General features: G+C 59.5%; 6 protein-coding genes. 1 reads left to right on the top strand and 5 read right to left on the bottom strand.

Annotated elements, in window-relative coordinates:
• Window positions 1–82: 82 nt before the first annotated feature.
• Complete coding sequence (pstS, locus tag VLF18_RS21540; protein WP_325281689.1) at window positions 83–1,099, top strand: phosphate ABC transporter substrate-binding protein PstS; 1,017 nt, start codon at window positions 83–85, stop codon at window positions 1,097–1,099.
• 166 nt (window positions 1,100–1,265) lie between these two features.
• Here pstS and VLF18_RS21545 read toward each other — a convergent pair whose 3' ends face one another.
• From VLF18_RS21545 to VLF18_RS21565, 5 genes are all read right to left on the bottom strand, one after another.
• Window positions 1,266–2,147: a CHAD domain-containing protein gene (locus VLF18_RS21545; RefSeq protein ID WP_325281690.1), complete on the bottom strand. Its 882-nt coding sequence runs from the start codon at window positions 2,145–2,147 to the stop codon at window positions 1,266–1,268.
• Between the two features lie 963 nt (window positions 2,148–3,110).
• Window positions 3,111–3,650, bottom strand: coding sequence for a hypothetical protein (locus VLF18_RS21550; protein ID WP_325281691.1), 540 nt, complete (start codon window positions 3,648–3,650; stop codon window positions 3,111–3,113).
• Between the two features lie 564 nt (window positions 3,651–4,214).
• The gene (locus tag VLF18_RS21555) at window positions 4,215–4,814 is read right to left on the bottom strand and encodes a hypothetical protein (protein ID WP_325281692.1); all 600 of its coding nucleotides are present in this window, start codon (window positions 4,812–4,814) and stop codon (window positions 4,215–4,217) included.
• A 286-nt stretch (window positions 4,815–5,100) separates the two neighbouring features.
• Window positions 5,101–5,586: a hypothetical protein gene (locus tag VLF18_RS21560; RefSeq protein ID WP_325281693.1), complete on the bottom strand. Its 486-nt coding sequence runs from the start codon at window positions 5,584–5,586 to the stop codon at window positions 5,101–5,103.
• Window positions 5,587–5,781: 195 nt separating this feature from the next.
• Window positions 5,782–6,000, bottom strand: a 219-nt coding sequence (locus VLF18_RS21565) for a hypothetical protein (protein ID WP_325281694.1), incomplete at its 5' end; no start/stop codon positions are given.

Consider the following 6,000-nt stretch of genomic DNA (forward strand, 5'->3'; position numbering starts at 1 on the left):
CATCGCAGTGCCGACGACATTGCGATGCAACATCGCGCAGGCACGCTTCGCGCGCTTTCAACACGGCCTGCAGGGGGCACACGTGATCACGCGATTCATCGGCCAGGGACTCGCCGGGCTTCTCATGCTCGCCGGCGGCATCGCAGCGAACGCCGCCGCCGCAGCGACCGTCGCCGGCGCGGGCTCGACCTTCGTCGAACCCGTGCTCACGCGCTGGGCGACGCAATGGGCGCAGCAGCAGGGCGACACGATCCGCTACGACGGCGTCGGCTCCGGCGCCGGCATCGAACAGCTCAAGGCCGGCAAGGTCGACTTCGCCGCGACCGACGCGCCGCTCAAGGACGAAGAGTTGCGCGCCGGCGGTTTTCGTCAATTCCCGATCGTCGCCGGCGGCATCGTGCCGGTCACGAACCTGCGCGGCGCCGGCCGCAAGCGCCTGCGCCTCGACGGCCCGCTGCTCGCGCGGATCTTCCAGGGCAAGATCGTGCGCTGGAACGATCCTGCGTTGCAGGCCGTCAATCCGACCTTCGCCATGCCCGACGCGCCGATCACCGTCGTGCGCCGCAGCGACAGCTCGGGCATCACCTACAACTTCACCGCGTATCTGTCCAAGACGAGCCCGGAATGGGCCGGAACGATCGGCACCGGCAAGACCGTGAAATGGCCCGTCGGCATCGCCGCCGAAGGCAACACCGGACTCGGCCAGCGCGTCGTCGAGACGCCCTACTCCATCGGCTATGTCGAATACGGCTATGCGCTGCAGCATGAACTGCAGATCGTGAATCTCTATGCGACACCCGAACGCGCGATCTCGCCGACCCAGACCACGATCCGCAACGCGCTCGAATCAGCCGACTGGCTCGGCGCCTCGCACTTCAACCTGCTGCTCGTCGGCATCCAGGGCAGCGACACCTGGCCGATCGCCGCAAGCACCTGGATCGTGATGCCGCGCAGCCTGCGCGGCGCCGAGCGCGAACGCATCGCCATGACGTTCTTCGGCTGGGCACTCGAACGCGGCGGCGAAACCGCCGATTCGCTCGGCTACACGCCGCTGCCGCCAGGACTCGTCGGACTCGTCAAGGAATCCTGGAAGCGGTGAAACGCACGCAACGTTGGGTGCAATGACCGAAGGCATTGCGCCGGCATTGCGCCTACGTTCGCGATGCGTGGCGCCATCGCTTGCGCAAACAAAAAAATGCGGACCGCGTATTTCGCCGACAATCCAGCGGCGACGCCTAGGACGGAATCGGCGCAATGCCCTTCGGTTATTGCGCCCTACGCGGGCCCTGGCGCGCCTTGAGCGCCGCAAGTATGTCTTCGCGATGCGGCAACTCATCGTGACGCTTCACGCGTACCGCGAGATTCTCGACATCCTGCCGCTCGCCGAGCCGGTCCGCGAGCACGGCAAGCGCCGCGGCCGACGGCACCGAGCTCAACGCTTCGGACAGCACCCACTGCGCCTCGATGCGCACCGCGATCGGCAGCAGCGCGTCCTCACCGATCGCCGCGAGCCCTTCGAGCTGCAGCCGCAGCCGGCGCACGCGCCGCCGCCAGCGATGACGTATCGCGGCACGCGGATGCTCGCTCGCCTTCTGCTCGGCCTTGGCCATTTCCGCCGCACTCGCGCGCAATGCGCGAACGACCGCCTTTCCGCCGAGCCCCGAGAAATCGATCCCGGCGAGCGCGCGTGCCGCCCGCACCGCACGACGTCGCAGCACCGCAAACTCCGGATCGTCAGCGAGCGCACTATCGAGCAATTGTCTGCGCTCGCGCCGCAGCCACAGATCGAGCGCCAGCCAGATCGCTTCGCGCCCGTCACGCCGCCGCACCGAAGCCGCCGTCCCGACGAGCACGTGCGCATCGCGCAACGCCGACAACCGCTTCCCGACCCGCCGCACGCGCTTGTCCAGCGCATCGAATCGTTTCGGCGACACGTCGACACAGAGCGCCAGCATCGACCGGAACCGCCGCACCGCCTTGCGCACCTCGTGTATCGCGCGATGCGGATGACGCCGCTCGCCGAGCTGGTCGTCGATCTGCCGCAGCTGAGCCAGCATGAATGCCTGTATCGCCGCGCCGAAATCCACGGCCTCGCCGCCGTCGATCGACGGCAACGCTCCCGACACACTGGAGGCGGGCAGGTTCATGGTCCGGCTAGCGTAGCCGGGCTGTGTGACTTCTGCACGGCGGCAACAAAACGTCGCAGTTCGCGAGGAGAACCAAGGATGGTCTTCCTTGGCTCAATCCACCAACTCGAGCTTCTCAATGTCCTTCCAGTCGGGAATGCGGCCGAGCGATTTCATGAGCTTGTCGAACGTCGTTCCCGCCTGATCAGAAACCAATTGGTTGTCAAGCCACACGGAATCGCACTCGAAGCACATCGAGAACCGCTCGCACGAGGTTTTTAGACGGACGCGCCAAACGACATCTTCTTGGCAGAAAGGACAAATCTTCATCTTGGATAGGCCGTAATAACTTCGTTTGTTCCGTCGCGGACTACAATCTGAACAGAAGTCTGACCACCCGTCCCGACTTGACGCCCCATATTAACGACCCAGAAACGGTTGCCGTTCGCCTGCAGCGTACCGGCCCCACTCTCGCAGTCCAGGCTTCGTCGACAAGGCCCAGAATCTCATTTCGATTCACACTAAAAACGGAATGAACGCTCTTAGCTGGGTTTGGTGCTGCGTGATCGAGCACATGCCGTACTCGATTTCCGTGAGTTGAGCCTTCGCCATAAACACGTCCGGCCGGGGATGTCCATGTGCGAGCAACTCTGTCGAATGTAAGAGGCGTGCCCTTCGACGCTCTGCGAATCAACGGTAGCAACGTGGTGCCGGCGGAGGCTGCACCGCTCGCCACCCTTCCTAACGGCAATGGGACGGTTGCCCAAGCCTCGATCGGGTATGGACCTAATCGGTAGCCTCGTTCTCGAAAAAAGCCGCTATCGTCGGGTCCATGAAATACGCCGATGAGCCAAAGAAGGATGCGTTAGGCTTGCTTCAAACCGGAATACTCGCGTACTTGCTGTGTGTGCGCGAAAAACAACGAGTTCGCTCGATCCGACCTATTCAACTGTGAAGTGCAACTGACACCGACCGGAAGCGCCGCTACGACCGTCCATCGTCGATAGACATGCGTCCTCTGACCTTCATGAATTCATCTTCGAGCAGCCAGTTCTTCGCCTGCTCATACGTACCCGCTTCGAACACGACCTTCATCGCCAGTGCCGGATCGCAGATCCTGAACTTTGCCGCAGGAACGTCCACGCTCAGCAACAGCAGATAAGGCGGTGTCGAGCTCTCGTCGGCCCAGACTTCATACCAGGCCGCCACATCGGGCCGCTCGGCTTCGGGCTCCGGCACGAAGGAATCAAGCTGCCGGGAACGCACGAGCCAGTCCACGGCCTCCTCCATGCACTCCCGCGTGACCGACCGCACGACCAGCAGATTCGGTTCGAAGAACGTACCACCGCGCTCGAGCTCACTCTCGATCTCCTGCCCCAGCCGAACCGTGTCGTAGAACACCAGCCGATAGCGCTGCCCGTCCACGGTAATCGACGCGCCGGAGAAACACCCTTTCGCAACGACTTCCCAATCGTAATCAGCAAAGTCGGGCGGCAGCTCAAGAACGGGATCGGCCGAACTCATCTCATCTCCGTAGAAAGCAGAATCGCGCGTGCCGCCGGCACACACGGCACGCAAATATCCCGCAGCGCCGAATCGTTGAGTTCCGGGACGTTCATAGCTCGATGTCCCCCACCTCGACGACGACGCCAGAGTGCCGCCGAAACCTGTCGAGCACGGTTTCGCCATCCGATGCGATATTCCAGCTTGAGCTGTCGGCAGCGCGCAGCACCAAATCGGTAACGCATCACTTTGCCAAAACCTGAGGAACTCGCCGTCGATCACCTGATCGATGCCATTCGCCAGCGCACGACTTCATGAGCTTGTCGAACTTCGTTCCCGCCTGTTCAGAAACCAATTGGTTGTCAAGCCACACGGAATCGCATTCGAAGCACATCGAGAACCGCTCGCACGAGGTTTTTAGACGGACGCGCCAAACGACATGTTCCTGGCCGCATGCATACTGCGCGTACGACTCCATCACCCGCAGATTCATCCGCATAAAGTGAGCCACCGCACCAACACGCGCAACTTCGGATCGAATACTATATACATTTATTATATCATAATTGCACAAAACTAACATTATTAGCGCGGAAGCCGCCAACCCTGATATGACACGAAACGCAGCCCAAATGGCAAATTATTGAAAGTCCGTCCAAAGTCCAACGGCCAATTATAATCAGGGCGAGGTGTTGGAATTCGCAAAGCAATCTGAAGCGACTCACTATCGTATCGCCAACCACTCAGCTTCGGAGATCGGCTGCCAATCAGGCCCGGCAAGCTTTTCAACATAAAATCTTCAAACCATTTTCGAAGACCGCTTTGCTGTTCAAGCGTTATTGGATTTTCTAAAAAGAAAACGTGCCATCCATCACCAGTATTTTGCGCATCTTCTCGCTCCAGTTCGTCGCGCGAGACTACTCTGTAGAACCCTGCAAACTTCTCGATTCTGTCGAGCAATCTGTCGACAGAAAACTCCGTACCATAATCGAAAATCGCTCGTATTGCAGGCCGCTCAAAGTGATTCGCGATACGGACGTAATACGCCCGACTAGTGCACTCAAATCTATTGTTCCGAGCAGCAACTTTTATTGCCGGTAACGGATCGAATGTTGCGCAATAAGCTCTCATGTGTTCGTAAACGAAGTCGGCATTAGTTTCAGCGGCCGACTCTTCATAAGACACGAGCCTGGGATCCAACTCCATAACAAGAAACGGCATTAATAATCCACCTCGAAAATTTTTATAATTTTCTCGAAATCGCTGAGCGCACCCGGATGAATTAATGTCTCTGTCTGCCCAGGCGTCGGCGGCTGCGGCATGGACCGTTCAAAAGACATGGAGTGCTTCTTCATGAACCGCAAAAAATTAGTTCGTGCCCGCCGCATTCAACAACTATGGCGCAATTCGCTTCGCGTATTGCGCCCTACGAGGCTGGCACAAAATTTCGCCGGTTGTCGAGGAGGAAGTGTCAGTACAGAACCCTCCCCCAATGCACACCGTCTGCCTCAATCTGTACATACTTATCGCCGACCTGAGATTCTGAAACGTCAAGCAACAACCTATTCATCAAGTCCTTTGTTCTGAATGCAATCAATTCGCCCGTGTTAGTTCCAACTCCACAGTCGAACTTGATGCTGCTGATCGATGACACGAGCAAGAGACCGCAATAAATCGAGTGTTCTGACCAAATGTACACGGATGACCGATTCGCTTCCTGAAGCCTGCCGATGAAGTTCGTGAATCGCTCATCTCCCAGCGCAGCGATCGGCATCTCGACCCTTGCGCCTTCCAATAGAGTGGATCGGCTCGCTTCTGCGCGATACTTCACCGCATCATCTGGGCTTCCAAGTTCATGCGCCTCGACGGGCCGACTAGTCAGTGCAGAAAGCTCGGCCAAATAGCTCTTCAAATGCAGGTTTCGCTGCAACTTTGCCGCTAGCGACTGTGAGGTCATCAGTAATCCACCTTGGATTTACCGTTCATGAGCGCAGGCCTGTCGTATTTGTTCATACGCACATGTCCGGCATCATCGACGTTCACCCGTCCGGCCTCCCGATGGAGCTGATCGGGATGACTCCGATCTTGCGTTTGCTGCTGAACCGACATTCGCTGAGTTCCACCGCCGGGCGCCGGTACGTCATAAGAATACTCACGACCAGACACATTGCGCGACTGCGGCGAGGTTTGCGACATCCTGCCGCTCGCCAAGCCAGTCCGCGAGCACGGCAAGCGCCGCCGCCGACGGCGCCGTGCTCAACGCTTCGGACAGCACCCACTGCGTCTCGATGCGCACCGCGAGCGGCAGCAGCGCGTCCTCACCGATCGCCGTGAGCCCTTCGAGCTGCAGCCGCAGCCGGCGCACGCGCCG

This window comes from Tahibacter sp. (assembly GCF_035481375.1).
Classification (GTDB): Bacteria; Pseudomonadota; Gammaproteobacteria; order Xanthomonadales; family Rhodanobacteraceae; genus Tahibacter.

Excerpts from the sequence above, each read along its gene's own strand:
- VLF18_RS21545 (WP_325281690.1), bottom strand. The coding sequence starts at position 2,147 with ATGAACCTGCCCGCCTCCAGTGTGTCGGGAGCGTTGCCGTCGATCGAC.
- VLF18_RS21550 (WP_325281691.1), bottom strand. The coding sequence starts at position 3,650 with ATGAGTTCGGCCGATCCCGTTCTTGAGCTGCCGCCCGACTTTGCTGAT.
- VLF18_RS21560 (WP_325281693.1), bottom strand. The coding sequence starts at position 5,586 with ATGACCTCACAGTCGCTAGCGGCAAAGTTGCAGCGAAACCTGCATTTG.